Source organism: Amycolatopsis thermoflava N1165, assembly GCF_000473265.1.
In the GTDB taxonomy this organism is placed as follows: Bacteria; Actinomycetota; Actinomycetes; order Mycobacteriales; family Pseudonocardiaceae; genus Amycolatopsis_E; species Amycolatopsis_E thermoflava.
The window spans coordinates 4,610,797-4,636,877 of the sequence record NZ_KI421511.1; the positions used below are offsets into that span (position 1 = coordinate 4,610,797).

A 26,081-nucleotide genomic window follows, 5' to 3' on the forward strand; every position below is an offset into this window, starting at 1 on the left:
GTTTGTCGCTGGCACGCACTCAGTCCTCCGGTCCGTCGAGTGAGCGATAGGAGACGGCGCCGGGACCGGGTACGTACCTCGGTCCCGGCGGAACCCAACTCAAGCGCCGTGGCTGACGCAGGCGGACGCGCAGGTCGGGTCGCAGCCGTCGTCCGTGTTGCCCTTGCAGCCCGCCAGCGGGTGACCCGCCGGAATGTCGGTGATGATCTGCACGTCGAGGGCGAAGGCGTCCTCGACGGACTGCGCGGCGCGGCGCACTCCGTCGACGAACCCGGGATCGACCACAGTGGTCATGCGTTTCTCCTCTCCTGACCCGACAGTGCGGGTGGTGCTCCAAACGGGACTTCCGTCCGGACGTTGGGTGGGTCCTCGTTCGCTGGCCAGCTCAGAACCCGGTCGATCACGTCCTGGGCGCGGCCCANGTCCGATCGCCATCCCAGAACCTCGTCGTCGTCGGGCGGCGGCTGGCTGTCGCGGGCGAGACGGACCGCGCTCGCGTAGCTCATCCCGTCCGCGTCACGCCAGAGATGAAGGTGATCGACGAACCGGCCGCGGCGAACGCGCGCACGAACCATGCCGCTGCTGTCAACGGCCTCGAAGTGGAAACCCGCCTGCTCGGCCCGTGTCACGACAGCAGCCACCAACAGTGCTTCGCCGACGGCAGCCGGCTCCTGCGGGGCCTGCCCTCCAGTCGTCCCCAGCGGCCTGTCCATCCTGCTCCCCAGTTCTGGTCCTCGACGTCGGCTTCGTCGCCAGCCAGCCGACCTCGACACCTAGCTTGAGACCTTTTCCAGCGATCCGGGACGCCAGACAACCGGGCAGCTCGGGGAATGCAGGGGAATGTCGGGGCAGATCCACACCCGCTTGCCGTGACGTGGCGCTGTCGCCTCGTTACACTGCGCGTGACCTGGAGGGGACACGGTGACCGAGCCCAATCGCCTGCTACGCGCCGCGCGCGAAAGGCTGCCCTCGTCGACCGCGCCCGGCGAGCACGCAACCCGTGCCGAGGTCGCTGAACAGGTCAACCGGTGGTTGTGGGAGACCACTGGACAGCGGCACGACCTCGACGCGCATTACCTCGCGAAACTGGAGCGGGGTGTCGCCCGCTGGCCGAACCCCGCCTACCGATCCGGCCTCCGCCATGTGCTCGGCGCCAGTGACGACGCCGCACTCGGCTTTCGCCCTCCCCGTCGAAGGACTACCGAGCCGCCCGGCCCTGATGCGGCACCGCCACAGCCCAGCGCTCCCTGCTGGGACGCCGACGCCGTACTCGACCAGGCCGCAGCCATCACCAGCGATGACCTGACGCCGTCGACACGTCGAATCGCGCTGCTCACCGGCCTTGCCCTCGCCGTCGAGTTGCAGCCGTTCCTCTGGCCAGCGACGGCCGTCGGTGCAGGGCACGGGGCCGCGTTCACCCCACCCGAGTTGGAGGCAGCAGAACGTCTCGTCGCCTCGCTCCGATCCTGGCGCTCGGCTCCGGGTGTCCTAGCGCGTTCAGCAGTGGTCGCGCAGCTCAACAGCCATGTTCATCGACTCAGAGCCGCGCCTCAAGGCACGCCCGATACAGCGCGAGCGTTCCGGATCGGAGCGGAGCTCGCCGACATCGCCGCCACGATGGCGTGGGACGCAAGCGAACATGGCGGCGCCCAGCAGTACTTCGTGCTCGCCGCCCAGCTGGCTCACGCCGGCGGCGACGACGCACTGGCAGCCGTCGAGCTGGCCTCGCTCGCGCGACAGTGCTTCGACCTGAAACGTCCCCGCGATGGACTCGAAATCGTGCAGCTCGCGCAGTACGGCACCCGCCGCACGGCCACTCCGCGCCTCCGGGCCGTACTCGCTACGCGGGAGGCATGGGCTTATGCCCAGCAGGGTGACGACAGGGCCTTCGACCGGGCCGTCGGCCTCGCCGAGGACTTCCACAGCGAAGGTTCCCGCGACGAGGACGCACGCACGCCCACCGCCCGCAGCCTCGACCAGGCCGAACTCGCGGGCGTGATTGGCGCCCGCTACCGCGATCTCGCACGCTACGACCCCAAGCATGCCCGAACCGCCCAGACCTACATCACGCGCGCGCTGGAGCTGCGCCATCCCAGCCGGCTCCGCAATCGCGCATTCGACCTGATCGGCCTCGCCCGCGCCCACCTCATCAGCCGCGAGCCCGACCACGCGGCCGACCTGATCGTGCAGGCAGTGCCGTTAGCCGGTCCCTGGGCCACCGGACGGGTTGGCGTGAAGCTGCAGGACTTCCGCGGCGAAGCGACCCCTTTCGCTAAGGTGCCCGCGGTGCGTGATGCCATCGAAGCCATCAACGCGCTCACCCCCGCAGACTGACCACAGGAAGGCCAACTCCGTTGCCGCGAATCGGGATCACCGGGCATTCGAACCTGACCGCCGAGTCCGTGCCTGCGGTCGCAGAGGGCATCCGCGCCGCGCTCGCTGGCCACGACCGTGACGGGCTGATCGGTGTCACCTGCCTCGGCCGCGGCGCCGACCAGGTCTTCGCCCGCGTCGTGCTCGAACTCGGTGGCGCAGTCGAGGTGGTCCTGCCCGCGTCCGACTACCGGGAGCGCAAAGTCAAGCCGGACAACGCCGCGGAGTTCGACGAACTGCTCGGTCAAGCCAAGACCGTGCACACCATGCCCTTCGACACGTCGAACCGCGAGGCGTACATGGCAGCCAGCGAGCACCTGCTCGACAACGTCGACACCATGATCGCCGTCTGGGACGGCGGCCCCTCCGGCGGCCACGGCGGCACAGCCGACGTCGTCGACGCCGCACGCAACCGCGGCGTGCCCGTCACCGTCGTCTGGCCGGAAGGCGCCCACCGAGAATGATAGGTCCGCGCGCAGTGCACGACTCGCGAAGGAGATCAAGCCGTGACCCCCGTCGAAGCCCGCCGTGCCCTCCAGAACGCCGCCGGCTGGTTCAAGAGCACGTACAGCGGCGCCAACGGCGGCTGCGTCGAGGTCACCCTGACCATCCCCGGCACAGTGGGCTTGCGCGACAGCAAACTGGGCAAGCGCAGCCCGATCGTCGTCTTTGACGTCATCCAGTGGTGCAGTTTGCTCGTCGAGGTGAGCACCGACCGCCTGACCAACACCAACGGCGCTGCAATCGTCATCGCTTCGCCTGAGCAGTGGGAGGTCCGTCCTGCGGACGGCAGCACCGAAGCGTTGCGGTTCAACGGCACCGAGTGGCACGCCTTCCGCAATGGTGTTCGCGCTGGCCAGTTCGGGGTGCAAGGAGAGTGAACGAGGCCGAGTACGAGGCGGCCGGCCTGGTCGAGACCTGGGCCGAGGCCACACTACGGCAGCTGCAGCGCTATCGCGCGGCGTGGGAGCGCCAGCGCACGGCGTGGAAGCAGTTCGATCTCGGCGTGGATGGTGCACCGGACCAGGAGACGCGTTCCCGCCTGTTTCGCGAGCTGTGGTCGGAAAGCCACATGCTCGTTTGGGCCGCTCACCAGCTCGAGCTCTGGCTCGCACGCTGGGCCAAGGAGCGCGGCGAGCAGCCTCCGCCGGTCGATGAGTACTTGAAGGTCATCCGCAATGTCCTCGAGCACCTCAACGAGGCCGAGTTCCGACACGGCAGGGCCGTGCCAGGTCGCGAAGCGGAGGACCCAGCCAAGCTTGGAAAATGGAACAAGCCGAAGTGGAGCGGGCTGATCAAGCTACCTGGCATGTACCTGTCGACGGCGATCACGGATGACGGCCAGCTGTTCGACCTGTTGCAGCCGGAACGCCTTGAACAGATGGCCTCAGCCGCCCTCAGCAGGATCAACAGTGAACAGCTCGACCGGGCCGGCGACCACTGGTTCGATCTGCGGGAGGAGTAGAAACTGCCTCCCGGGTATGACTGGGCGCAAGGTTGACCAGGGGGCCCAGGCGCCGCTGACTGGGCCCTCCCGGTTGTTAACCGACAGAAGCCCGGGAAGCAATCCCCGTGCTGACCTCGTGCGTGCGCTCAAGAGCGGCGCGGGTTGTGCGCTCGAGAGCGGCTCGAGTTTTCCGCATGGAGCGCTGCGCCGACCTGACCTGCAGTGAAGCGATGACTACGGCGGTTAGGCTGGTTACCATCGCTACCGTAGTCACCAAAGCAGGGGCGCCTCCTTCTGAAGGCGTGTCAACCTGAATCATCGTGGAGATCCCGAAAGACAGGCCGAGCAGAAGTAGTACCGCCGACAGCACCATGAGAACCCATGGCTTCCACATCCGGACCAGGCTCCGCAGCGGATAGTCGATCAAGGCGCGCGCGGGTGGGTTCTTCTTTCGCAGCAGTTGACGTGCGATTTGTCGGGGGGTCCGGTCGACCCACGCTTCCGGCACTGCCGGCCCGGTAGGCTCGGCTGGCGGCTCCGCCTGTACTGGAGATCCCTCGCCGACCAGCTCCGCTGGCTCCTTGGTGGTTTCGGTCGCCGCCGCCTCGGCCAGCTTCCATCGGAGGTCATTCCACAGCTCCAGGATCGCGCGCTGCTGCACACCGTCGAGGCGGCAAGCAGTCAGAAAGGCGTGGATCTGCTCAGGTTTTGTCGGTAATGCTGTGCGCTTCTCATCGATGAGCTTGTAGCACTGCGACCTAGGGATCTCCGATTGGGCCGCGATCTGCCCGGCTGTCATCTCGGCAGCAAGCATCACCTTTCGCAGCAGACTCGCGAACTCGCCGGGATTCGAGGCCTGCAGCTCCTCGGCATGAAGCCGGAGACCCCGGCGACGGCTCCCCGCCGATGGCGAGTACCGGACGCCGACGTCGATGTCGTCGTTACGAATTGGCTGCACGGAGGTGGTTCGCCGCAGCGACCCAGAAGGAAGGCCATCGCGATTCACCGGGAGTTTGTGATGCTTGGCGTACTGCCGAGCCGCAGTGATGAGCTCGGGGAGCTGCGACGGCGGGATGTCCGGGTACAGGTCGGCCAGGTCTGAAAGGACCTTGGTTTGGTTGGCGGCGGAATCCCGCAAGAGGTAGTCGATCAGCGCTACAGAGTCGAAGCTGAGTCGGTGACCGATGCCGTACTGGCCGACTGGTCCCTCCGGGCGCCGCACCCGGTCATCTGGTCCCGCCGTCATGCAATCTCTCCTGGCGTCGAGACCGTCGCGGCGAGCCGCCGCAGCATCTCCAGCGCTGACACGCGGGGGGCGCGGCCGACAGTCGAGGCAATCGTTACGGCAGCACCGGTCACCGTGACCGCCACCAGAGGGCTGGCGCCTCGTGCGAGCAGCCAGCCGGTGAATGCGAACACGACCACGATCACGATGACTTGGGTGGCGGTGACACCGGTGCGGCCGGGATTCGGGCTGTCGCCGGCGACCTCTGCGCACGGCGGGTTGTGCGAGGACAATTCCCCTCCTGGGTAGGGGTCATGCCGCCCGGTCATCGTGCCCGGGCGGCGCTGGGGTGGCGCAGTCGGAGATTTCGGATCTCACGGTGCAGCCGGGCGGCAACCCGGAACAAAGCACGCGCTCCCCCCGACATGCACGCGACGCCGGGGGGACGGAAGTAAGTTTGGCATGAAGGACCGCCAAAACCCCGCCGCCCGACGTGTCGATGGCTGAAACAGCGTCTCTGGACCGTCCACTGGCACCCGGTGTCAGTGTCTCCTGGTGTCTCCTGAGCCACCCGACTGTGAAGATAACGGCGCGATTACGCCCCTGTTGACAGGGGGGTAGCCAGCCATTTCCCCAGGTAGATCCTGTCTACTCTGTCTCAACCACTATGCGAGCAGGGCTGGCGAGCCGTACTGTTTAGTACACCGGTCGCGGACGTTCCGACTCACGACCGGAACCCTGGGCACGCTGTTGGCGCAGTCGGAGTTTCAGGGCAGTGACGCGTCGCCGCGGCAACGGCGATCGTCAGACCACGAGGCCCCGAAGGTAACCCTTCGGGGCCTCTCTCATATTGCTGGCGGCGCCCATGTCCTCCGGCCACCCACCAATGGGTGCTGGACACCCGCCAGCGCCCGCCAGTTGCCCGTCCGCCCACGTGAACACGGCCGCTAGCGCCCGCCGGTCACCCGCTCACCAGGGCCGCACATGAAGTTGCCCGCCGACGGCCCCAACCCGGCGGGACCTTGAGCCCGCCGCCAGCTGGAAGAGCCGAGTTCTCCAGCTCACCTCCGGTCGTGCACGTGCATTTGCGCGTGCACCTGACAGTAGTGGTCAACTCGCGGAGGGCGGAACTAGCCGCGCTTCGTCGGCGCTGGGCGGCCTCCACTGGTCGGCGAACGGGTGAACGGCGTTCGGCCGGACCGATCAGTCGGCTGTTTTACCAGCGCCGTCTCGCGGTGGAATCACGCTCCGCGCCGGGCAAGCGCTTCGATGGAGATCCTGGTGTAGATGGCCAGGGCCGGAGGTTGGTGCGCCCGGACAGGGCCCGGAGCATGGCGGTACTGGCGCCGTCCTCGGCGGCGTGGGTGAGTGCGCTGTCGCCGGAGCTGGTGCCCGGTCGGGCCTGTCCAGCGCGGGTAGGTCCAGCGCCTGCACCTCCTCGCTCCGAGCCGCGCTCTTGTAGAGCAGCCGCTTGTGCAGTCGCAGGCCCTGCCGGCCCAGGAGCGCGACCAGCACGCTGAACAGGAAGCCGGGGGACGGCGAGCACGAGCGCGGCCGGCGGCGGCACCCCGCGCCCCAGCGACAGCCCGCCCAGGGCGGCAGCGCGTGCAGCAGCCACAACGCCACCAAATCGACGACGGCGAGCAGCGCTTTGGACGCCATATGGGTATCAACCCCCGGCAAACCAGCCATCAGCGGTTCGGAACATGGTCGCCGACCAGCGCAGAACCCATGGCCGCCGGATCGCCGTGTCACAGCGTCGGTGGCTTGGACAGGTCGAGAAGTCTTGATGCGGCGCAGCCCCGAGCACGCTCACACGCCGATCCGAGAGTAGCCGGAACCCATCATCTGGAAGAAACTCGGGAAGACCACCCATACGGATGAAGGCCAGGGACATTCTCTTCTGACCCCATTTGCCGCGAAACCGGCCGCTGCCCCAGTTTTGCCCCAGTTACTGAACAGTAACTGAAGGGGAGCCTTCAATAGACGAATGTTTGGCCTTACGAAAAAATCGCCCGACCTGCGATTAGAAGCGGGTCGGGCGATCTTAAGGACGGTGGAGCTAAGGGGACTCGAACCCCTGACCCCCACACTGCCAGTGTGGTGCGCTACCAGCTGCGCCATAGCCCCGGAGCGAAGTTGTACTCCGCATCTCGTCTGCGACTACTTTACATGACACCGGGATGGCCGTTGCGCGGGGGGTCGGTCATGCGGGACCGCCCCCCGCGGCGACTCATCCGGCCTGGTTGACCAGGTTCGTCAGCCAGCCGTCCTGCGTCCAGTTGATGACCTGGCCGTTGTGCATGACCGTGGGGGTGCCCTGGAAGTTCGGGTCCTTCGACACCTCGGTCAGCGCGTCGTCGAGCTGCTGGTTGTAGGTGCCGCCGTTCACGCACGTCGCGAACTCGGGCGCGGCGATGCCCAGGTCCTGGCCCAGTTTGATCAGCTGGGCCTTGTCGTAGCCACGCTTGCCCTCCTCCGGCTGGGAGGCGAACAGGCTGTCGTGGAAGGGCGTGAACTTCCCCTGGTCCGCGGCGCACAGGGAGGCGTTCGCCGAGTCCAGCGAGTAGCCCGCCGGGTCCGACCGGTTGTTCAGCAGCGGGATCATGTGGTACGTGACCTGCACGTTCCCGGCCTTGATCTGGTCCTCGATCTGCGTGCCGTACTTCTGCTGGAGCTGTGCGCAGTAGGGGCACAGGAAGTCGGCCCAGATGTCGAGCTTGACCTTGGCGTCGGCCTTGCCCGAGACGACCGTGGCGCCCTGGCGCTCGTCCGCGGTGTCCAGCGCCGCCGACGCCGTCTGGGGGGTGATGGTCGTGCCCTCGGTCTCGTTCTTCGACGCGTTCGTCCAGATCACCCCGCCGATGACCACCGCGGCCAGCACCACCACCGCGACCACCGACACGATCGTCTTCCGGCTGGGGCCGCCACCACCGCGGGCCTGGGTCACCGCCTTGGCCGCCGCGGACTGCTGCTGGCGGCGCTTGCGCGCGGACCGTTCCGCTCCACCCACGTTCTTCAGATCCTCTCTTTTTCCAGCTCGGCCTGCGGCGCGCCGCCGCGGAGCCAGCCGTCCAGCGCGAACCGGCTCGCCGGGCGCACGACCAGCCAGCAGGCCAGGACCAGGAAGCCCACGTCACGGGCGATCTCCTGGGGGTACCGGGTCTGCCCCGCCGTCACCTCGCCACCGCCGCCGAAACAACCGCAGTCGATGGTCAGGCCCCGCGCCCACGACTGGGCCACCCCGGCGATGAACACCAGCAGCAGCACGGCCGAAGCGACGGCCACCCAGCGCGTGGCGAGCCCGAGCAGCAAGAAGGCGCCCAGGACCAGCTCCAGCAGCGGCAGCGCGGTCGCCACCGGGTGCAGCAGCGCGTCGGGCAGGACGTCGTAGGCCTTGACGGCCAGGTACGTCTGCCCGGAATCGCTGATCTTGGCGATCCCGGAGACCAGCCACACCGCGGCCAGGCCGAGCCGCACGAGGGTGCCGACGGCGTCGAGCACGGAGGGGGACGGGCGGAACACGGACCCAGGCTAGCGGCCTGCCCTGAGAAACCTGTGAGTTCCGGGGCCGGCGAGCGAATCCCATACGTCCGGGTGACCGGGGACTCAGCCACCGCCCACCGTCTACGGTTGCTCACGCCATGAACCTGCCCGATCTCCCTGTCCGCGCGGTCCTCGGCGAACTCGCCGCCGCGCTGTCCGGCCACGGCACCGCGGTGCTGGTCGCACCGCCCGGGACCGGCAAGACGACGCTCGTCCCGCTGGACCTGATGACCCGGACGGACGGCCGCGTCGTGGTGGCCGAGCCGCGCCGCCTCGCCGCGCGCGCGGCGGCCGCCCGGATGGCCGCGCTGCTCGGCGAACCGGTGGGCGAGACCGTCGGCTACGCCGTGCGCGGTGACCGGAAGGTGTCGAAGCGCACGCGCGTCGAGGTGGTCACCTCCGGCCTGCTGGTCCGGCGGGTGCAGAACGACCCGGAACTGCCCGGTGTGGCGACCGTGCTGCTCGACGAGTGCCACGAGCGGCACCTGGACGCCGACCTGCTGCTCGCCCTCCTGCTGGACGTCCGTGCCGGGCTGCGGGACGACCTGCGCCTTCTCGCGACGTCGGCCACCGTCGCCTCCGGGCGGCTCGCGGACCTGCTCGGCGGGGCGCCGGTGGTGACCGCGCAGGCGCGCACGTACCCGGTCGAGACGACCTACGTCCCGCCCGCCCGCGGCGAGCGGATCGAGGCGTGCGTCGCCCGGGCGGTGGGCAGGGCGCTCGCCGACGGCGACGGCGACGTGCTGGCGTTCCTGCCCGGGGTGGGCGAGATCGCGCGGGTCAGCGGGATGCTCGACCTCCCGGGCGTGGACGTGCTGCCGCTGCACGGCCGGCTCGCGCCCGGCAGGCAGGACGCGGCGCTGCGTCCCGGCGACCGCCGCCGCGTGGTGCTGGCGACGGCGGTGGCCGAGTCGAGCCTGACCGTGCCGGGTGTGCGGGCGGTCGTCGACTCCGGGCAGGCGCGCGTGCCCCGGGTGGACCACCGACGCGGCCTGCCCGGCCTGGCGACCGTCCGGGTGTCGGCGGCCGTGGCCGAGCAGCGGGCTGGCCGAGCCGGTCGGGAGGCGCCCGGCCGGGCGTACCGCTGCTGGCCGCAGCACGAGCAGGCCGGCCTGCCCGCCTACCCCGAACCGGAGATCCGCACCGCCGAGCTGGCCCGGCTCGCGCTGGAGCTGGCCTGCTGGTCGACGCCCGACGGCGCGGGGCTGTCCTGGTGGGATCCGCCACCGGACGGGCCGCTCGCCGCCGGCCAGGACCTGCTCCGCACGCTCGGTGCCCTGGACGGCGACACCGTCACCGAACGCGGCCGGCGCATGGCCGAGCTGGGCCTGCACCCACGCCTCGCCCGCGCGTTGCTCGACGGGGCCGCCCAGGTCGGCGCCCGGTGCGCAGCCGAGGTGGTGGCGCTGATGGACGCCGGTGGCACGCTCACCGACGTCGAGGCCGAGCTACGCCGCCTGCGCGAGGACCGCGGATCACGCTGGCACACCGAGGTCCGGCGCCTGGAGCGGCTGGTGCCCGGCGTCCCGGCCGCGCCCGACCCGGCGCTGGTCGTCGCGCTCGCCCACCCGGAGCGGCTCGCCCGGCGGCGGGGGCCGGATTCGCCGGTCTACCTGATGGCCGGTGGCACCGCCGCCGAGCTGCCGGCCGGCGGTGGGCTTGGTGACGCGGAATGGCTCGCCGTTGCCGAGGCGACGCGTGACCCCGGCCGCGCGCACGGCGTCATCCGGCTCGCGGCGCGCGCGGACGAAGAGCTCGCGGTGCGGGCCGCCCCGAACCTGGTGACCGAACACGACGACGTGTCCTGGAACGGCGACGTGGTGGCGCGGCGGGTCCGGCGGCTGGGCGCGATCGTCCTGCGTGAGCGGCCGCTGCGGGACCCGGACCCCGCTCTCGTGCGCGAGGCCCTGCTGACCGGCCTCCGCGACGGGAACGTCCTGACGTGGCCGGCCGAGGCCGAGCGCCTGCGGGCGCGGATCGCCTTCCTGCACGACGTCCTCGGCGACCCGTGGCCGGCCGTGGACGACGCCGCGCTGTTGTCCAGAGTGGACGAGTGGCTGGAGCCGGAGCTGTCCCGTGCTCGCCGTCGCGCCGACCTCGCCCGGATCGACACCGCCTCGGCGTTGCGCCGTCTGCTGCCCTGGCCGGAGGCCGGGCGGCTGGACGAGCTGGCGCCGGACCGGATCGAGGTGCCCTCCGGGGCGCGGTTGCGGCTCGACTACTCGACCGGACGGCCGGTGCTCGCGGTGAAGCTGCAGCTCGCGTTCGGGTGGCGGGAAACCCCGAAGGTCGCAGACGGGCGCGTGCCGGTGGTGCTGCACCTGCTCTCCCCCGCCGGCCGGCCCGCCGCTGTCACCGGCGATCTGGAGTCGTTCTGGGCGAACGGCTATCCGGCTGTGCGGGCGGAGCTGCGCGGGCGCTACCCCAAACACGCCTGGCCGGCGGATCCTCAGGCGCCGTAGGACCGCTCCGGCCGGGCAGGCAGGTCGCGCTCGAGCTCCTCGTCCTCCCCCTCGTGCAGGCCGAGCACCACCGCCTGCCGGATCTGCTCGCGGTTCTCCCGCACGACGTGGGCGAAGAACGCTTCCGTCCGCGGGTCGATCAGCACCTCGAGCATGACCCGCATCGTGGTGTCCACAAGGGACTGGAGGATCTCGTCGTGGAACGGGAGCCGGGACAGCCTGCCGGCCTGCGGGTCGTCCTTGATCTTCTCGGTGATGATGGCCCGCAACGTCTCCCGGTTCTCGCCCAGTGACCTGGCCAGGTTTTCCGGGTAGTTGCCGGTCTCGATGACCTTGACCACCTCGTCGAGCACCGCGATGGTGATCGGCTTCTTGATGGCCAGCACGATCGGCCGGGACATGCGCTCGACCAGCCGCTGGGTGAACAGTTCGCCGAACGCGCGGTCGGCCGTGCGCGCCAGCCGCACGATCACGATCACGATCCGCAGCAGGCGGAAGCTGCGCAACGCGGGGTGCGCGATCGGGATCATGCCGAGGATCTCGTACCAGTTGCGCAGCGGAAAGCGCTTGTCCCACCCGGCGCGCGACCACCGCCAGAGGAACTCGATCAGGAACACCCCGCAGATCGAGGTGTCGATGACGAAGATTCGGTGCGCCGTCTCGGGCGAGTGCGGGAAGAACGTGACGTAGACGACCAGGCCGACCGAGACGACGGCCAGCGCCAGCATCGCCACGTCGAGCGGGCTCACCCTGCGCCGGGAAATCATGGGGCGCATTCTGCCCTGCCGAAAGTGCAGGGGCGTGGGTGCCCTTCGGCCGATGCGTCCCGGCGTGTCGGGTTCCTACCGTCGACCCCATGATCACGGTAGGCGCGCTGACGAAGCGCTTCGGCGGGAGAACCGCCGTCGACCAGCTCACCTTCGCGGTGCGGCCGGGCAAGGTGACCGGGTTCCTCGGCCCGAACGGCGCAGGCAAGTCGACCACGATGCGCATGGTGCTGGGGCTGGACCGCCCGACCTCCGGCGAGGCACTCGTGGACGGCAAGCGGTACGGGGACCTGCGGTGGCCACTGCGCACGGTGGGCGCGCTGCTGGACGCCAAGGCACTCCACCCGGGCCGCTCGGCGGCCAAGCACTTGCTGGCGATGGCGCGCAGCAACGACATCCCGGACCGCCGCGTCGAGGAGGTGCTGGCCACCGTCGGGTTGTCGGACGTCGCGGGGAAGCGGGCCGGCCAGTTCTCGCTCGGCATGGGGCAGCGGCTCGGCATCGCCGGGGCGCTGCTCGGTGACCCCGGAGTGCTGCTGTTCGACGAACCGGTGAACGGTCTCGACCCGGACGGGGTCCGCTGGGTGCGGCAGCTGATGCGCTCGCTCGCCGCGGAGGGCCGCACGATCCTGGTCTCCAGCCACCTGATGAGCGAGATGCAACTGACCGCCGACCACCTCCTCGTCATCGGCAAGGGACGCCTGCTGGCCGACGCGCCGCTGGGTGAGCTGCTCGCCGATGGCTCGGTGGTGCGGGCGCGGTGCGCGGAACCGGCGGGCCGTGCGCGCCTGGCCGCCCAGTTGCCCGGCGCGCGGGTCGAGGGCGACTCCGTGCTCGTGACCGGCGCGACCGTGGAGTCGATCGGCGACCTAGCCTTCGAGCTGGGCGTCCGGCTGCACGGGTTGAGCGAGGAACGGGCGTCACTGGAGCAGGCGTAAATGGAACTGACCGCGGACGCGGTCGAGTACGGCGCGGACTCCGCGCGGAAGGCTGGTGTGCGATGACGACGACCGCGGCGATCCGCTCGGAGTGGGTCAAGTTCTGGTCCGTGCGCTCGACGTTCTGGGGCCTGGCCGGAGCGGTGGTGCTGATGCTGGTGTTCGTGCTGCCGTCGGCCACTTCCGTTGCCTACAACCGCGGCACCCAGGAGTCCGCGCCGGATCTGGTGGCGGGCGGGAGCTTCTACCTCGCCGAATTCGCGGTGATCGCGCTGGCCAGCCTGTTCATCGCGGGCGAGTACGCGACGGGCAGCATTCGCGGGACGTTGCAGTGGGTGCCCGTCCGGAGCCGGTTCCTGGCCGCGAAGGGCGCGGTGCTGGCTCCGGTGTTGTTCGTGCTCGGCGTGGTGGCCGCGGCGGTGGCGATCGCGGTGGCGACGCCGTTGATGGACGGCTTCGGGCGTGCCGCGTCGACCAGCGAGATCATCCAGGCGTGCGTGGCCAACGGGGCTTTCTTCGCGCTCACCGGTTTGCTCAGCCTCGGGATCGGGACGGCACTGCGCAGCGTGGCGGGCAGCATCACGGTGGCGTTCCTGGTGATGCTGATGACCGCGATGGTGGCCGGTTCGCTGGGACTCGGGGTCGTGAACTTCATGCCCGGTGTCGCGGGCGCTGCCGCGCTCGTGCCGTCCGGGCAGCCGAACCCGGTCTCCGGGCTGGTCCCGCCGTACCCGTCGTGGGCCGGGCTGCTGATCCTCGCCGCGTGGGCGGCCGCCGCGCTCGCCGCGGGGCACGAGGTGCTGCGGCGCCGGGATGCCTGAACTCATGTGACCAGCCCCGCTTCGTAGGCGATGATCGCCGCCTGGACCCGGTTGCGGACGTCGAGCCTGGCGAGGATCGTGCTGACGTAGGCCTTCACGGTGCCCTCGACCACGAACAGCCGCTCGGCGATGTCCGCATTGGACAGTCCGGCGCCGACGAGGGCGAGCACCTCGCGCTCGCGTGCGGTCAGGACGGTGATGCGGTCCCGGGCCACCGCGGCCCGGGACATGCGGTCGCCGGACAGCTGGGCGATCACCCGCTGCGCGACCTTGGGTGACAGGAAGGCCGCACCGTCGGCGACGGCGCGGACTCCGGCGAGCAGTTCGCGGGGATCGCCGGACTTCAGCAGGAACCCGCTGGCGCCACCGGCGAGGGCGCGCTCGATGTAGGCGTCCTCGCCGAAGGTGGTCAGCATGATGACGCCGGTGCCGGGCAGCAGGCCGCGGATCTCCTCGGCCGCGGCGAGGCCGTCGAGGCGGGGCATGCGGATGTCGACGAGCGCTACGTCCGGGCGGGTGCGCCGGGCCTGCTCGACGGCCTCCCGGCCGTCCCCCGCCTCGGCGACGACCTCGATGTCGTCGTCCGCGGACAGGATGGCGGCGACGCCGGCCCTGATCATGGCCTCGTCGTCGGCCAGCAGCACACGGATCACGTCGGAACCTCTCCTCGGTCACTGTCGTCGGTCAGGAGTTCTTTGCTCACGAGCCGGTCGCCCGCGAAGCAGAGCCGGTAGGCGTCCAGCCGGAGTTGGGTGATGCTGCGGCCGGTGCCGTAGTACTCGCACGTCAGGCCCGGCGGCGCGGGCGCACTGACGTGCGGGCCGCGTTGCCGTTGCGGTAGGACAGCAGCGATCTCGGCGCGGACCTGGCCGGGGCGCAGCTGCTCGTAGTCGGCGGGGTCCAGCACGGAGGTCTGCCACTCGTACAGGTAGACCGTGCCCACCACGCCGAGCAGGCCGGCCATGATCGACGGCGGCACGATCAACGCGGCGAGCAGCCGCCGGCGCACCTCGCGCCGGGCCTGGACGTGCCGGCGGGCGGACTCGGACTGCACGGGCTGGACGGGCGCGGGCGCGGAGGCGTGCGGGAGCCGGGCCACCACCTCGAACCCGCCGTCGAGCGGTCCGGCCCGGAGGGTGCCGCCGAGCAACCGGACGCGCTCCCGCAACCCTTCGAGCCCCTGGCGCCCGGAAACGGTGCCCGGCAACGGCCCGGCGGGCGGGGGCCCGTTGCACACCCGGACGACGGTTTCCTGATGTGCGCGGGAGATGGTGACGGCGACCCGCGCCCCGGGGGCGTGCTTGGTCACGTTGGTGAGCGCCTCCTGGACCACGCGGTACGCGGCTCGTTCGACCATCGGTGGTTCCGCGCTCGGTTCGTCCGAAGAGGACGATGCACTGGGAGCCGGTGATGGGATATCCGTGCCCGGAACCGCGCCGCCGCCCGAAGTGGCATCGGCTTGCGGCGGGGCGACCGCTCGCGATAGAGCAGCCTGCGTTGGGGTGCCGGCGCTTTCCCCGGCAACCACCGGCTCTTCCGAAAACTCGATGTCCAGTCCGGACGCCCGTGCGCGCTCGACCAGTGCCGGCACACCTCCCTGCAGTGGGTCGACCGGTGGGGCGTCTTCGCGCAGCAGGCCGATGATCTCGCGCAGCCGCTCGGTGGCCGCGGCGGCGCTTTCGCGCAGTGCCTTGGCTTCCGCGTTCCCCGACATCTCCAGTGCGGCCGCGCGCAGGGCGATCAGGCTCAGTTCGTGGCCCAGCGAGTCGTGCATGTCGCTGGCGATGCGCGCCCGCTCGCGCAGCCGGGCCTCCTCCGCGACGATCCGTTGCCGCAGCTCAAGTTCCTCCGCACGCTGCCACCCGGAGCGCACCAGGTCGTCCCGCGTGCGGATGTACCGGCCGAGCTGCCACGGCAGCACCGCGGCGAACAGCATCACCCCGATCACCGCGCCCCAGTCGGCCATGGCGTGCCGTCCGATCGCGAGCGACAGCGGGACGCCGATGCCCCCGACCGTCAGGAACGTCACCAGCGCGGGGCGCACCGACTCCATCCGCCGCCCGGCCAGGCAGGCGAACGGCACCATGAGCAGCACCGGCCACACCGGAACCCGCCCGCCGAAGCTGAACATCATGGCGAGACTCGACGCCACCGCGGCGGTCAGCGACAGCCACGGGCTGCGCCGGGTGGTGGCGACCGCGACCACGATCGCCACCATCCCGCCGATCAGCTCCCACGGCTGGGCGTTGCGCCTGCTCTCGTACAGCAGCAAGGCGACGACCGGCGCCCCGGCGAGCACCTCCGCTGTTCTTCCCCAGAATCTCCCCACGGGAGGGAACGGTACCGACCAAGGTGGAGGGACGGTATCTATCTAAAGACAGGTTTTCGTCGTCACCCGGATGAATTCCAGGACCTGCGGCCAGGAGATCGCGAACGCCTCGGCGTTGACCGGCTCCCCGTGCCGCGTCTTGTTGGCGAAGCCGTGCTCGGCGGCCGGGTACACGTGGATCAGGCTCGGGCCGGTGTCCCGCGCCTGCAACGCCGACTGCAGCTCGTCGAAGCGCGAGCGCGGGACCAGTTCGTCGGCCGTCGGGTACATGGTCATCACCGGCGCCGTGATCAGCCCGGCGTGGGCGACCGCGTCCATCGTGTGGTTCGGCGGCGTCTCCCCCGGCACCGTCGGGTGGTAGGCCACGACGTTCGCCACGCGGTGATCCTTGCCACCCAGGATCAGGGCGAACCGCCCGCCGAGGCACCACCCGATGACGCCCGCCTTGACGCAGCCCAGCTCGCCGAGGAGGTGGTCCAGCAGCTGCGTCTGCTCGTCCAGCGCGACCGCGTCGTCGAGTTCGGGCATCTTCGCCAGCAGGTCAGGAATCGACGTGTCGTCGCTGCTCGGGCCGTGGAACGGGTCCCACACCAGCGCGGTGACCCCGATCGCGGCGATCGCCTCGGCCCACTCGCGCAACTGCTCGCCGATGCCGGTGACCATCGGCAACAGCAGCATCCCGGACTCGCTGCCGCCGGCAGGCCGCGCGAGGTAGGCGTTGAGGCCGTTGACGGTGAGCCGTGACGTTTCGATGTCCTGTGTCATGCCGCGACATTAGGCATGATGATCGGCATGGCCGAACGCACCCTGGCCGAGCAGCTCGGCGCCGAACCGCCCGCGGGCGTCGCCGCACTGGACCCGGCCCACCAGCAGGACCTCGCCGACGCCGTGCGCGCCGCCCGGCGCCGCCAAGCGGCGGCGCTGGCCAAGGCGGGCAACGACGCGCTGAAGTTCGTGCCCGCCCTGCTGCGGCCCGCCGTCCGGAAGGCCGTCGGCCTGTGACGCCCCAGGAAGCGGAGATCCGCAAGCTCGCCCGCGTGCTCGGAGTCGGTGCGGAACGCCTCGGCTACCTCGCCGATGTGCCGGTCGAGGACCTCCGTGAGCTGCGGGAACGCGCGACGACGGTGCTGTTCGACGCGCACCTGGGCGTGCTGGAGCGGATGGCAGGCGCGAGCAAGCTGCTGCCCATCCCGGTGCTGGCCAAGATGGCCGAGCGGGTGTTCGGGCCGCTGCTCGCCGCGCGCATCGCGGGGCTGGTGGAACCCTCCCGCGGAGCGGAGATCGCCGGGCGGCTGTCCCCGGCTTTCCTCGCCGACGTGGCCGCCGAGCTGGACCCGCGGCGGGCGCACGGGATCATCGCGAAGCTGCCCGCGGGGGTGGTCGTGGCGGTCGCGCGCGAGCTGAGCAGGCGGCGGGACTGGATCACCATCGCCCGGTTCGTCGACCACCTGCCGGACGCGACGATCGTGATCAGCCTGGAGTTCGTCCCGGACGCCGCGCTGCCCGAGGTCGCCGCGCTGCTCGACGACCCGGCCAGGATCACCAAGGTGCGCGACCTGCTGCCGCCGGAGCGGCTGGCCGCGCTGCCGGACCACCTGCGCTGACCGTTCCCATTCGTCCAAGCCGGCGGCCCTCCGCGGGCGCGACCATGGACGGCATGATCCAGCGGATAGTGCCTTACCTCACCACCACGGACCCCGCCCCGGTGCGGGACTTCTACGTCGGCGTCCTCGGCCTCGAGGTGGCCATGGAGGACCCGGTGCTCAACCTGCGCTCGCCCGGCAACCCGGCCGCGCAGATCATCGTCCAGCGGCCCGGGTCGCCCGAACCGCGCTTCGGCGTCGACGTGGGAACTCCGGACGCCGTCGACGCGGCCCACGCCGAAGCCGTCGCCCGGGGCCTGCGCGTCGTCTACCCGCTCACCGACGAGGCGTGGGGTGTGCGGCGCTTCTTCGTCGCCGATCCGAGCGGCTCAGTGGTGAACGTGCTCGCTCACGCCGCGACGATGAGGTAGATGCCGTAGAGCACGACGGCCGCGCACGCGGCGAAGCACACGCCCGCCGTCACCGCCCCCGCCGTGCCGCTCGCGCCCGTCTCCCTGGCGTCGGCGCGGGCGGCGACACCGCGGACGCCGACCGCGAACAGCCCGGTCACCACGGCCACCGCCGCCAGTGCCGTCACGAACACGCTGCCGAGCGCAGCCCAGTCGATGTGCACGGAAAGCCTCCTCAGACCGCCACGGGAACGGCTTGCTCGGGCTCGGCCACGGACTGCGGCGTCACCGGGTTGCGCCGCGACCACAGCCAGATGCCGAGCGCCGCGGCGACCAGCACCAGGCCGACGACCACGGTGCCGACGGTGCCCATGGTCGCGACTTTCGCCGCGACCGCGCCGACCGCGGCCGCGGCGGGCAGGGTCAGCAGCCACGCCAGCGCCATCCGGCCCGCGACGCTCCAGCGCACCTCGGCCAGCCGTCGTCCGACCCCGGAGCCGATGATGCCGCCCGAGCAGACGTGGGTGGTGGACAGCGCGAACCCGAGGTGCGAGGACGCCAGGATCGTGGCGGCCGCGCTGGTCTCGGCGGCGAACCCCTGAGGTGTCTCCACGTCGGTGATCTTGCGGCCCATCGTGTGGATGATCCGCCAGCCGCCCATGTAGGTGCCCAGCGCGATCGCCAGCCCGGCGCTGAGCACGACCCACAGCGGCGGCCCGGACCCGGCGGCCAGCGCGCCGGAGGAGATCAGCGTGAGAGTGATGACCCCCATCGTCTTCTGCGCGTCGTTCGTGCCGTGCGCGAGTGAGACCAGCGACGCCGACAGCACCTGCGCGCGCTTGAACGACTTGCTCACCACGTCCTGCCGCACCTTCGCGGTGATCCGGTAGACGAGGTAGGTGCCGACGATCGCGACCAGACCGGCCACCAGCGGCGAGGCCACCGCGGGGATCAGGACCTTCTGCACGACCTGCGCGAAGTGCACCGCGTCGGCCCCGGAGGCGACCCAGGTGGCGCCGATCAGGCCGCCGAACAGGGCGTGTGAGGAGCTGGACGGCAGGCCGACCAGCCAGGTCACCAGGTTCCACAGGATCGCGCCGACGAGTCCGGCGAAGACGACCACGGGGGTGACCTTCGCGTCGTCGACGATGCCGCCGGAGATGGTTCTGGCGACCTCGACCGACAGGAACGCGCCGATCAGGTTGAGGATGGCGGAGATCGTGACCGCGACCTTGGGTTTCAAGGCGCCGGTCGCGATGGAGGTGGCCATGGCGTTGGCGGTGTCGTGGAAACCGTTGGTGAAGTCGAAGGCCAATGCGGCGACGATGACCACCAGGACGATCAGCGAGAGGTCCACACCTCCCACGGTACCTTTCGGGTGAACGATCACCCACCTCGGCCGACGAACTCGCGGTGAACCGTGACCTCGGAGTGATTTGCCTTACGCCACACGGGAACCGCGTCGCCAGACCCGCCAGGTCAGGGGCACGCCGGGCCGGTAGGCGAGGTGCGTCCGGGACGGCGCGTCGAGCACATGCAGGTCGGCTCGCGCGCCCGGCCGGAGCACGCCGACGTCGGTGCGGCGGAGGGCCCGCGCCCCGCCGAGAGTCGCCGCACGCACCGCCTCTTCCACGGACAGGCCCATCTGCAGGACGGCCGTCGCCACGCAGAAGCCCATCGACGTGGTGTACGAACTGCCCGGATTCGCGTTGGTGGCCAGTGCCACCGTGGCTCCCGCGTCGAGCAGCCTGCGGGCGGGCGCGAGCGGTTGGCGGGTGGACAGGTCGCAGGCGGGCAACAGGGTCGCGACGGTGTCCGACGACGCGAGGGCCTCGACATCCGAGTCGGACAAATGGGAGCAATGGTCGACACTGGCCGCGCCCATCCGGACCGCGAGCCGCACCCCCGGCCCGGCGCCGAGCTGGTTGCCGTGCACCCGCAGACCGAGGCCGCGCCGCGCGGCGGCGCGCAGGACCCGCTCCGACTGGACCTCGTCGAACGCGCCCGTCTCGCAGAACACGTCCGCCCAGCGCACCGACCCCGCCACGGCGTCCAGCATCTCCCCGCAGACAAGATCCACATAGGACTCCGCGTCCGCGCCGGGCGGCACCAGGTGGGCGCCGAGGAAGGTGACCTCGTCGGCGACCGCGGCGGCGATGCGGGCGGCGCGGACCTCGTCGGCCACGGTCAGCCCGTAGCCGGTCTTGGTCTCCAGGCAGGTCGTGCCCTGGCGCACGGCCTCGGACACGTGCCGCCGCAGGTTGGCGGTCAGTTCCGTGTCGGTGGCCGCGCGGGTCGCGTCCACCGTGACCGCGATGCCGCCCGCGGAGTACGGCTGACCGGCCATCCTGGCCTCGAACTCGGCGGTGCGGTCGCCGGCGAACACGAGGTGCGTGTGGCTGTCGACCCAGCCGGGCAGCGCGGCGCGGCCCTCGACGTCGATCCGCTCGTCGGCGTCCGGGGCGGCCGCGGCGGGGCCGACCCAGGCGATGGCGGGGCCGTCGAAGACGATCGCGGCGCTGGTGAGCGTGCCGAGTTCGTCGTCGTTCGTGGTCAGCTCGCCGATGCCGGTGATCAGGACTGCCACAGCGCCGTCACCTCCTGAGCCAGCACCGCCGCCGGGCGGTCGACCAGCTGGTGCGCCCGGTCCCGCACGATCCACCGGCCGCCGACCAGGACGTCCGTCACATCAGCAGCCGATGCGGCGAACACGGCGCCCGACGGCTCGGTTCCCGCCGTGCGGACCGAGTCCAGCGCGACGACGACCAGGTCGGCGGGCTCCCCCGCGGCCAGCCGTCCACCGTCGCGTCCGATCGCGGCGTGACGGGTGCCCGCGGCTACCAGTTCGGCAGCGCCGAAGCGCCCGCGCTCCTCCGACGCGAGCCGTTCGTGCAGTTCGAGCGCGCGCAGCTCCTCGAACGGGTCGATCACGGCCTGGCTGTCGCTGCCGAGGCTCAGCCGGACGCCCGCATCCGCCAAACGACGTGCCTCGCCGATGCCGTCGCCGAGGTCGCGTTCCGTGGTCGGGCAGAAGCAGACCTGCGACAGCAGTCCGATGTCCGTGTCCGTCAGGTGGGTGCCGTGCACCGCGACGGTGTGCGGGCCCAGGACGCCGGCGCGATCGAGCAGTTCGGCCGGGGTGCAGCCGTGGTGTACGAGGCAGTCCTCGTTCTCGGCGCGTTGTTCGGACAAGTGGACGTGCAACGGGCCGTCCCAGTCGGCGAAGAACGGCAGCTGCTCGTCCGGGACCGCCCGTACGGAGTGCACGGCCGCCCCGACCAGCGCCGCATCCGGTTTCAGGGCGGCCACGCGCGCGGCCCAGCCGTCCACGTCCCCGTCGCCGAACCGCAGTTGCACGCCGGACAACTCGCGCCCGAAGCCGCCGGTGAGGTAGCAGGCGTCCAGCAGGGTGAGCCGGATGCCCGCGTCCTCGGCCGCCTGGACCAGGGCGTGGCCCATCGCGTTCGGGTCGGCGTAGCGCCGCCCGCCCGGCGCATGGTGGAGGTAGTGGAACTCGCCCACCGCCGTGTACCCGGCGAGCGCCATCTCGGCGTAGACGGCCCGCGCGAGCCGGTGGTAGGAGTCCGGGTCGAGCCGCTCGGCCAGCGCGTACATCCGCTCGCGCCAGGTCCAGAACGTGCCGCGCCCGTGGTGCGTCCGGCCACGCAGAGCCCGGTGGAACGCGTGCGAGTGCCCGTTGGCGAAACCGGGCAGCACGAGCCCGGGCAGTGTGCGTCCCTCGCGTGGCGCGCCGGGGGTGACTTCGGTGAAGACGCCGTCGGTGATCTGCAAGCGCACCGCGGATGCGACGCCGTCCGGCAGCCACGCATGCTCGGCCCACAAGGTCGTCATGTCGACAACGCCTCCAGCACCCGGGTGAGCGCGACCACGCCCTCCTCGACGTCGGCGTCCTCGGCGAACTCCTCCGGCGCGTGGCTGATCCCAGTCGGGTTGCGCACGTAGAGCATCGCGGTCGGCGCGTGCGCGGCCAGGATCGCGGCGTCGTGCCCGGCACCGGTGGGCAACTCGGGAGCGTTCAGCAGGCCGGTCAGGCGGCCGCGCAGCGCGGCGTCGAACGTGACTGTGCCGCCGTAGGACTCTTCGGTGACGGTGACCGCGCACCCTTCCGCGGCCGCGGCCCGCTGTGCCGCCTCGGTCAGCTCGGCCACCACGTCGCGGCTGTTGCCGCGGGCGTCCAGCCACAGGTCCACGGTGGACGGGATGACGTTCGTCCCGCCCGGGCGCGGCACGAGCCGGCCCACTGTGGCCCGTGCGTCCATTGTGGATGCGATTTTACGGGCCGCCAGCACGGTTTCCGCGGCAGGCAACATCGGGTCCCGGCGATCGCGCAAAATTGTCGTACCCGCGTGGTTCCCTTGCCCGGTGAACGAGAACCGCCACCGCCCGTGCTCCAGGACCGTACTGCCGACGCCCACCGGCACGTCCAGCCCCCGCCCCTGCTCGACGTGCAGTTCGACGAACGTGCCGATGCGGCCGAGGGCAACGTCGTCGCGCCCCAAGTGCCGCGGATCCACACCCGCCTCCGCGGCTGCCTCGGCGAGCGTCGTCCCGTCCGGATCGCGCAGAGCCCGCGCCCGGTCCGGGTCGAGGGCGCCGGTCAGCAGCCGTGAGCCGAGGCAGGGCACGCCGAACCGGCCGCCCTCCTCCTCGGCGAAGACGACCACCGCGAACGGCTTCGTGGGGCGGAAACCGTTGTCCTGCAACCGGGAGACGGCCGCCAGCGCGCTGACCACGCCGAGCGGTCCGTCGAAGGCGCCGCCGCCGGGCACCGAGTCGAGGTGGCTGCCGGTCACCAGCGCGTCCGGCCCCGGCGCGCCCCACCACGCCCACAGGTTCCCGTTCCGGTCGGTCTCGACGTCCAGCCCGCGCCGCCCGGCCTCCTCCCGGAACCACTCGCGCATCTCGGTCTCGGCGCGGTCGAACCCGTGGCGCGCGTATCCGCCGCCGGGGGCACGGCCGACATCGGCGAGATCGTCGAGCAGGCTCACGCCTCCTCCCGCATCGGCACGCGCACGCCACGGTCCCGCGCCACCTCGGCCGCACGCTCGTACCCGGCGTCGACATGCCGGATCACGCCCATGCCGGGGTCGTTGGTCAGCACCCGTTCGATCTTCTGCGCGGCCAGCGGCGTGCCGTCGGCCACGCACACCTGACCCGCGTGGATCGAGCGGCCCATGCCGACGCCCCCGCCGTGGTGCAGCGACACCCAGCTGGCGCCGGAGGCGGTGTTGACCAGCGCGTTGAGCAGTGGCCAGTCGGCGATGGCGTCCGAGCCGTCGGCCATCGCCTCGGTCTCGCGGTACGGGGAGGCCACGCTGCCGGCGTCGAGGTGGTCGCGGCCGATCACCACCGGCGCGCTCAGCTCACCGGAAGACACCATCTCGTTGAACCGCAGCCCGGCGAGGTGCCGTTCGCCGTAGCCGAGCCAGCAGATGCGTGCCGGAAGCCCTTGATACGCCACGCGTTCGCCGGCCAGCCGGATCCATCGGGTGAGGGTCTCGTTGTCCCCGAACAGGTCGAGGACGGCGCGGTCGGTCGCGGCGATGTCCGCCGGGTCGCCGGAGAGCGCGGCCCAACGGAACGGTCCCTTGCCCTCGCAGAACAACGGACGGATGTAGGCGGGCACGAAACCCGGGTAGTCGAAGGCCCGCTCACAGCCGCCGAGTTTCGCCTCACCACGTAAGGAGTTGCCGTAGTCGAACACTTCAGCACCGGCGTCCAGGAAACCGAGCATCGCGCCCACGTGCTCGGCCATCGACTCGCGCGAGCGGTCGGTGAACTCGTCGGGCTTCGCGGACGCGTAGTCGTGCCAGTCGGCGACGTCGACGCCGATCGGCAGGTAGGCGAGCGGGTCGTGTGCGGAGGTCTGGTCGGTCACGATGTCCGCCTCGAGCCCGCGGCGCAGCAGCTCGGGCAGCACCTCGGCGGCGTTGCCGATCACGCCGACCGACACGGCCTCGCCGGCCTTCTTCGCCTCGGCGACCCGGCGCACGGCGGCGTCCACATCGGACGCGAGTTCGTCGAGGTACCGGGTCTCGAGGCGACGGTGGGCTCGGGCGGCGTCGCATTCGACGACGAGCGCGGTGCCACCGTTCATGGTGATCGCGAGCGGTTGCGCGCCACCCATGCCGCCCAGCCCGGCGGTCACCGTGAGCGTGCCCCGCAGCGTGCCGCCGAACCGCTTCTCCGCCACGGCGGCGAACGTTTCGTAGGTGCCCTGCAGGATGCCCTGCGTGCCGATGTAGATCCAGGACCCGGCGGTCATCTGCCCGTACATCGTCAGGCCGAGCTTCTCCAGCCGACGGAACTCGGGCCAGGTCGCCCAGTCCCCGACCAGGTTCGAGTTCGCGATCAGCACGCGGGGGGCCCACTCGTGCGTGCGGAACACGCCCACCGGCTTGCCGGACTGCACCAGCAGGGTCTCGTCCTGCTCGAGCCCGGTGAGGCAGCGGGTGATCGCGTCGAAGCTCGCCCAGTCGCGGGCGGCCTTGCCGGTGCCGCCGTAGACGACCAGGTCCTGCGGGCGCTCGGCGACCTCGGGGTCGAGGTTGTTGTGCAGCATCCGCATCGCGGCTTCGGTCTGCCAGTTCTTGGCCGTCAGCGTGGTCCCGCGGGCGGCCCGGACGGCGCGGCTCATGCTTCCTCCAGTGCGGTGAGGGCGGCTCCCGAACGGACGAGTTCCTCGGCGGCCGCGATTTCCGGGGCGAGGTGGCGGTCCGGTCCCGGCGGTGCGACGCGTTCCCGGAGCAGGTCGCGCACCGCGGCGGTGACCGGGGCGGGGCGCAGGGGTGCGCGGAAGTCGAGCGCGCGGGCGGCGGTCAGCAGTTCGATCGCCAGCACCGAGGTCAGCCCGTCGACCGCGCGGCGCAGCTTCCGGGCCGCGGCCCAGCCCATCGAGACGTGGTCCTCCTGCATGGCGCTGCTGGGGATCGAGTCGACCGACGCCGGGACGGCCAGCCGCTTCAGCTCGCTGACGATCGCGGCCTGCGTGTACTGGGCGATCATGTGGCCGGAGTCGACGCCCGGGTCGTCGGCGAGGAACGCGGGCAGACCGTGCGAGCGGGACACGTCGAGCATCCGGTCGGTGCGGCGCTCGGCGATGCTCGCGACATCGGCGACCGGGATGGCGAGGAAGTCCAGCACGTAGGCCAGTGGCGCGCCGTGGAAGTTTCCGTTCGACTCGACCCGGCCGTCGGCGAGGACGACCGGGTTGTCGATGGCGGCGGCGAGTTCCCGGTCGGCGACCAGCTCGGCGTGCGCGACGGTGTCCCGGGCCGCGCCGTGCACCTGGGGCGCGCAGCGCAGCGAGTAGGCGTCCTGCACCCGGGTGCACTCCGGTCCGCGATGGCTGGCGACGATCTTCGAATCCGCGAGCGCGGCGAACATCCGGCGCGCGGAGCGGGCCTGCCCGGGGTGCGGGCGCAGCTCCTGCAGGTCGGCCGCGAACGCCCGGTCGGTGCCGAGGAGGGCCTCGACGCTCATCGCGGCCGTTAGGTCGGCGGTGTCGAGCAGGCGGTTCAGGTCGTCCAGGGCGAGGACGAGCATGCCGAGCATCCCGTCGGTGCCGTTGGTGAGGGCCAGTCCCTCCTTCTCGGCGAGGGTCACCGGCGCGATCCCGGCCTCGGCGAGGGCCTGCGCGGCGGGACGGCCGTCGAGCACCTCGCCCTCGCCCATCATCGCCAGCGCGACGGCCGCGAGCGGCGCGAGGTCGCCCGAGCAGCCGAGCGAGCCGTATTCGTGGACGACCGGGACGATGCCCGCGTTGAGCATGGCGGCCAGCGCGTCCGCGGTCGCCGGGCGGACACCGGTGTGCCCGGAGGCGAGAGTGCGCAGGCGCAAGAGCATCAGGGCGCGCACGACCTCCGCCTCGACGGCGGGACCGGTGCCGGCGGCGTGCGAGCGGATCAGGGAGCGCTGCAGTGCGGTGCGGCGGTCGGGCGGGATGTGCCGGATCGCGAGTGCGCCGAAGCCGGTGGAGATGCCGTAGGTCGGCTGGTCGGCGTCGGCGAGGGCGTCGATGTGGCGGCGGGTCTCGCCGAGCGTCTTGCGGACCTCGTCGGCGAGCTCGACCGTGGCGCCGTGCCGCGCGACGGCGACGACCTGCTGCCGGTCGAGTGGCCCGGAGTCCAACCGCACTGTGCTCATGTCGTCATTGCACT

At 71.3% G+C, this 26,081-nt stretch carries 26 protein-coding genes and 1 tRNA gene; 10 read left to right on the forward strand and 17 right to left on the reverse strand.

Translation table 11 applies throughout. The annotated features are described in order from the left end of the window. Positions 1-99: 99 nt before the first annotated feature. Positions 100-294 carry an FxLD family lanthipeptide gene (locus tag AMYTH_RS45580; protein ID WP_037322641.1) on the reverse strand — a complete coding sequence of 65 codons (195 nt, stop codon included), beginning with the start codon at positions 292-294 and terminating at the stop codon, positions 100-102. A 627-nt stretch (positions 295-921) separates the two neighbouring features. On the opposite strand from AMYTH_RS45580, the gene AMYTH_RS0122700 reads away from it, so the two are divergent. Genes AMYTH_RS0122700 through AMYTH_RS0122715 form a run of 4 tightly spaced genes read left to right on the forward strand, consistent with a single transcriptional unit; the run spans position 922 to position 3,838 of the window. Then, positions 922-2,334: a hypothetical protein gene (locus AMYTH_RS0122700; protein ID WP_228684918.1), complete on the forward strand. Its 1,413-nt coding sequence runs from the start codon at positions 922-924 to the stop codon at positions 2,332-2,334. 20 nt (positions 2,335-2,354) lie between these two features. Continuing rightward, positions 2,355-2,837, forward strand: coding sequence for a hypothetical protein (locus AMYTH_RS0122705; protein ID WP_027932238.1), 483 nt, complete (start codon positions 2,355-2,357; stop codon positions 2,835-2,837). A gap of 42 nt (positions 2,838-2,879) precedes the next feature. Further along, positions 2,880-3,254, forward strand: coding sequence for a DUF397 domain-containing protein (locus AMYTH_RS47470; protein ID WP_063630404.1), 375 nt, complete (start codon positions 2,880-2,882; stop codon positions 3,252-3,254). After that, positions 3,251-3,838: a hypothetical protein gene (locus AMYTH_RS0122715; protein ID WP_027932239.1), complete on the forward strand. Its 588-nt coding sequence runs from the start codon at positions 3,251-3,253 to the stop codon at positions 3,836-3,838. The genes AMYTH_RS47470 and AMYTH_RS0122715 overlap by 4 nt, the downstream gene beginning before the upstream one ends. Positions 3,839-3,914: 76 nt before the next feature. Here AMYTH_RS0122715 and AMYTH_RS0122720 read toward each other — a convergent pair whose 3' ends face one another. The 5 genes from AMYTH_RS0122720 to AMYTH_RS0122740 all read right to left on the reverse strand — a co-directional run bounded on the left by AMYTH_RS0122720 (position 3,915) and on the right by AMYTH_RS0122740 (position 8,570). After that, the gene (locus AMYTH_RS0122720) at positions 3,915-5,066 is read right to left on the reverse strand and encodes a hypothetical protein (RefSeq protein ID WP_157360649.1); all 1,152 of its coding nucleotides are present in this window, start codon (positions 5,064-5,066) and stop codon (positions 3,915-3,917) included. After that, positions 5,063-5,338, reverse strand: a complete 276-nt coding sequence (locus AMYTH_RS0122725) for a hypothetical protein (RefSeq protein WP_027932241.1) — start codon at positions 5,336-5,338, stop codon at positions 5,063-5,065. The genes AMYTH_RS0122720 and AMYTH_RS0122725 overlap by 4 nt, the downstream gene beginning before the upstream one ends. A 1,764-nt stretch (positions 5,339-7,102) precedes the next feature. Beyond that, positions 7,103-7,175, reverse strand: a tRNA-Ala gene (locus AMYTH_RS0122730). 103 nt (positions 7,176-7,278) lie between these two features. Beyond that, positions 7,279-8,058: a DsbA family protein gene (locus AMYTH_RS0122735; RefSeq protein ID WP_027932242.1), complete on the reverse strand. Its 780-nt coding sequence runs from the start codon at positions 8,056-8,058 to the stop codon at positions 7,279-7,281. Between the two features lie 5 nt (positions 8,059-8,063). Next, positions 8,064-8,570: a MauE/DoxX family redox-associated membrane protein gene (locus tag AMYTH_RS0122740; RefSeq protein WP_027932243.1), complete on the reverse strand. Its 507-nt coding sequence runs from the start codon at positions 8,568-8,570 to the stop codon at positions 8,064-8,066. 119 nt (positions 8,571-8,689) lie between these two features. Here AMYTH_RS0122740 and hrpB point away from each other — a divergent pair, with 119 nt between their 5' ends. Further along, a complete protein-coding gene (hrpB, locus tag AMYTH_RS0122745; protein ID WP_027932244.1) occupies positions 8,690-11,053 on the forward strand; it encodes an ATP-dependent helicase HrpB in 2,364 nt (787 codons plus the stop codon). Here the strand turns inward: hrpB and AMYTH_RS0122750 are convergent. Next, complete coding sequence (locus AMYTH_RS0122750; RefSeq protein ID WP_027932245.1) at positions 11,041-11,820, reverse strand: hypothetical protein; 780 nt, start codon at positions 11,818-11,820, stop codon at positions 11,041-11,043. The genes hrpB and AMYTH_RS0122750 overlap by 13 nt on opposite strands. Positions 11,821-11,909: 89 nt before the next feature. On the opposite strand from AMYTH_RS0122750, the gene AMYTH_RS45590 reads away from it, so the two are divergent. Beyond that, positions 11,910-12,758 carry an ABC transporter ATP-binding protein gene (locus AMYTH_RS45590; RefSeq protein ID WP_051362796.1) on the forward strand — a complete coding sequence of 283 codons (849 nt, stop codon included), beginning with the start codon at positions 11,910-11,912 and terminating at the stop codon, positions 12,756-12,758. 62 nt (positions 12,759-12,820) lie between these two features. Continuing rightward, complete coding sequence (locus tag AMYTH_RS0122760) at positions 12,821-13,579, forward strand: ABC transporter permease (protein ID WP_027932246.1); 759 nt, start codon at positions 12,821-12,823, stop codon at positions 13,577-13,579. A 2-nt stretch (positions 13,580-13,581) separates the two neighbouring features. Here the strand turns inward: AMYTH_RS0122760 and AMYTH_RS0122765 are convergent, their stop codons facing one another. Genes AMYTH_RS0122765 through AMYTH_RS0122775 form a run of 3 tightly spaced genes read right to left on the reverse strand, consistent with a single transcriptional unit; the run spans position 13,582 to position 16,673 of the window. Continuing rightward, a complete protein-coding gene (locus tag AMYTH_RS0122765; RefSeq protein WP_027932247.1) occupies positions 13,582-14,232 on the reverse strand; it encodes a response regulator transcription factor in 651 nt (216 codons plus the stop codon). After that, positions 14,229-15,908 (reverse strand): sensor histidine kinase, encoded by a 1,680-nt coding sequence (locus tag AMYTH_RS45595; RefSeq protein ID WP_037322642.1) that lies wholly within the window; start codon positions 15,906-15,908, stop codon positions 14,229-14,231. The genes AMYTH_RS0122765 and AMYTH_RS45595 overlap by 4 nt, the downstream gene beginning before the upstream one ends. A 42-nt stretch (positions 15,909-15,950) precedes the next feature. Then, on the reverse strand, positions 15,951-16,673 hold the full coding sequence (locus tag AMYTH_RS0122775) for a dienelactone hydrolase family protein (RefSeq protein WP_027932248.1): 723 nt from the start codon (positions 16,671-16,673) through the stop codon (positions 15,951-15,953). 27 nt (positions 16,674-16,700) lie between these two features. On the opposite strand from AMYTH_RS0122775, the gene AMYTH_RS0122780 reads away from it, so the two are divergent. Genes AMYTH_RS0122780 through AMYTH_RS0122790 form a run of 3 tightly spaced genes read left to right on the forward strand, consistent with a single transcriptional unit; the run spans position 16,701 to position 17,922 of the window. Next, a complete protein-coding gene (locus AMYTH_RS0122780; protein WP_027932249.1) occupies positions 16,701-16,910 on the forward strand; it encodes a hypothetical protein in 210 nt (69 codons plus the stop codon). Next, positions 16,907-17,512, forward strand: coding sequence for a hypothetical protein (locus tag AMYTH_RS0122785; RefSeq protein WP_027932250.1), 606 nt, complete (start codon positions 16,907-16,909; stop codon positions 17,510-17,512). The genes AMYTH_RS0122780 and AMYTH_RS0122785 overlap by 4 nt, the downstream gene beginning before the upstream one ends. Before the next feature lie 53 nt (positions 17,513-17,565). Next, the gene (locus tag AMYTH_RS0122790; RefSeq protein WP_027932251.1) at positions 17,566-17,922 is read left to right on the forward strand and encodes a VOC family protein; all 357 of its coding nucleotides are present in this window, start codon (positions 17,566-17,568) and stop codon (positions 17,920-17,922) included. On the opposite strand, the gene AMYTH_RS0122795 is transcribed toward AMYTH_RS0122790, so the two are convergent. The 7 genes from AMYTH_RS0122795 to hutH all read right to left on the reverse strand — a co-directional run bounded on the left by AMYTH_RS0122795 (position 17,901) and on the right by hutH (position 26,067). Continuing rightward, positions 17,901-18,125: a hypothetical protein gene (locus AMYTH_RS0122795; RefSeq protein WP_027932252.1), complete on the reverse strand. Its 225-nt coding sequence runs from the start codon at positions 18,123-18,125 to the stop codon at positions 17,901-17,903. The genes AMYTH_RS0122790 and AMYTH_RS0122795 overlap by 22 nt on opposite strands. An 11-nt stretch (positions 18,126-18,136) precedes the next feature. Continuing rightward, positions 18,137-19,258, reverse strand: a complete 1,122-nt coding sequence (locus tag AMYTH_RS0122800) for an inorganic phosphate transporter (RefSeq protein ID WP_027932253.1) — start codon at positions 19,256-19,258, stop codon at positions 18,137-18,139. An 84-nt stretch (positions 19,259-19,342) separates the two neighbouring features. After that, positions 19,343-20,488 (reverse strand): imidazolonepropionase, encoded by a 1,146-nt coding sequence (hutI, locus tag AMYTH_RS0122805; protein ID WP_027932254.1) that lies wholly within the window; start codon positions 20,486-20,488, stop codon positions 19,343-19,345. After that, the gene (locus AMYTH_RS0122810) at positions 20,476-21,753 is read right to left on the reverse strand and encodes a formimidoylglutamate deiminase (RefSeq protein WP_027932255.1); all 1,278 of its coding nucleotides are present in this window, start codon (positions 21,751-21,753) and stop codon (positions 20,476-20,478) included. The genes hutI and AMYTH_RS0122810 overlap by 13 nt, the downstream gene beginning before the upstream one ends. After that, the gene (locus tag AMYTH_RS0122815; RefSeq protein WP_027932256.1) at positions 21,750-22,910 is read right to left on the reverse strand and encodes an allantoate amidohydrolase; all 1,161 of its coding nucleotides are present in this window, start codon (positions 22,908-22,910) and stop codon (positions 21,750-21,752) included. The genes AMYTH_RS0122810 and AMYTH_RS0122815 overlap by 4 nt, the downstream gene beginning before the upstream one ends. Then, positions 22,907-24,559: a urocanate hydratase gene (hutU, locus tag AMYTH_RS0122820; RefSeq protein ID WP_027932257.1), complete on the reverse strand. Its 1,653-nt coding sequence runs from the start codon at positions 24,557-24,559 to the stop codon at positions 22,907-22,909. The genes AMYTH_RS0122815 and hutU overlap by 4 nt, the downstream gene beginning before the upstream one ends. Beyond that, positions 24,556-26,067 (reverse strand): histidine ammonia-lyase, encoded by a 1,512-nt coding sequence (hutH, locus tag AMYTH_RS0122825; protein ID WP_027932258.1) that lies wholly within the window; start codon positions 26,065-26,067, stop codon positions 24,556-24,558. Before hutH ends, hutU begins: the two co-directional genes overlap by 4 nt. Between the last annotated feature and the right edge of the window lie 14 nt (positions 26,068-26,081).

What these genes read in the sequence shown, in the direction of transcription:
- AMYTH_RS45580 (WP_037322641.1), bottom strand. Translation starts at nt 294, where the DNA reads ATGACCACTGTGGTCGATCCCGGGTTCGTCGACGGAGTGCGCCGCGCC.
- AMYTH_RS0122720 (WP_157360649.1), bottom strand. Translation starts at nt 5,066, where the DNA reads ATGACGGCGGGACCAGATGACCGGGTGCGGCGCCCGGAGGGACCAGTC.
- hrpB (WP_027932244.1), top strand. Translation starts at nt 8,690, where the DNA reads ATGAACCTGCCCGATCTCCCTGTCCGCGCGGTCCTCGGCGAACTCGCC.
- AMYTH_RS0122750 (WP_027932245.1), bottom strand. Translation starts at nt 11,820, where the DNA reads ATGATTTCCCGGCGCAGGGTGAGCCCGCTCGACGTGGCGATGCTGGCG.
- AMYTH_RS45590 (WP_051362796.1), top strand. Translation starts at nt 11,910, where the DNA reads ATGATCACGGTAGGCGCGCTGACGAAGCGCTTCGGCGGGAGAACCGCC.
- AMYTH_RS0122760 (WP_027932246.1), top strand. Translation starts at nt 12,821, where the DNA reads ATGACGACGACCGCGGCGATCCGCTCGGAGTGGGTCAAGTTCTGGTCC.
- AMYTH_RS0122775 (WP_027932248.1), bottom strand. Translation starts at nt 16,673, where the DNA reads ATGACACAGGACATCGAAACGTCACGGCTCACCGTCAACGGCCTCAAC.
- AMYTH_RS0122780 (WP_027932249.1), top strand. Translation starts at nt 16,701, where the DNA reads ATGGCCGAACGCACCCTGGCCGAGCAGCTCGGCGCCGAACCGCCCGCG.
- AMYTH_RS0122790 (WP_027932251.1), top strand. Translation starts at nt 17,566, where the DNA reads ATGATCCAGCGGATAGTGCCTTACCTCACCACCACGGACCCCGCCCCG.
- AMYTH_RS0122810 (WP_027932255.1), bottom strand. Translation starts at nt 21,753, where the DNA reads ATGACGACCTTGTGGGCCGAGCATGCGTGGCTGCCGGACGGCGTCGCA.
- hutU (WP_027932257.1), bottom strand. Translation starts at nt 24,559, where the DNA reads ATGAGCCGCGCCGTCCGGGCCGCCCGCGGGACCACGCTGACGGCCAAG.
- hutH (WP_027932258.1), bottom strand. Translation starts at nt 26,067, where the DNA reads ATGAGCACAGTGCGGTTGGACTCCGGGCCACTCGACCGGCAGCAGGTC.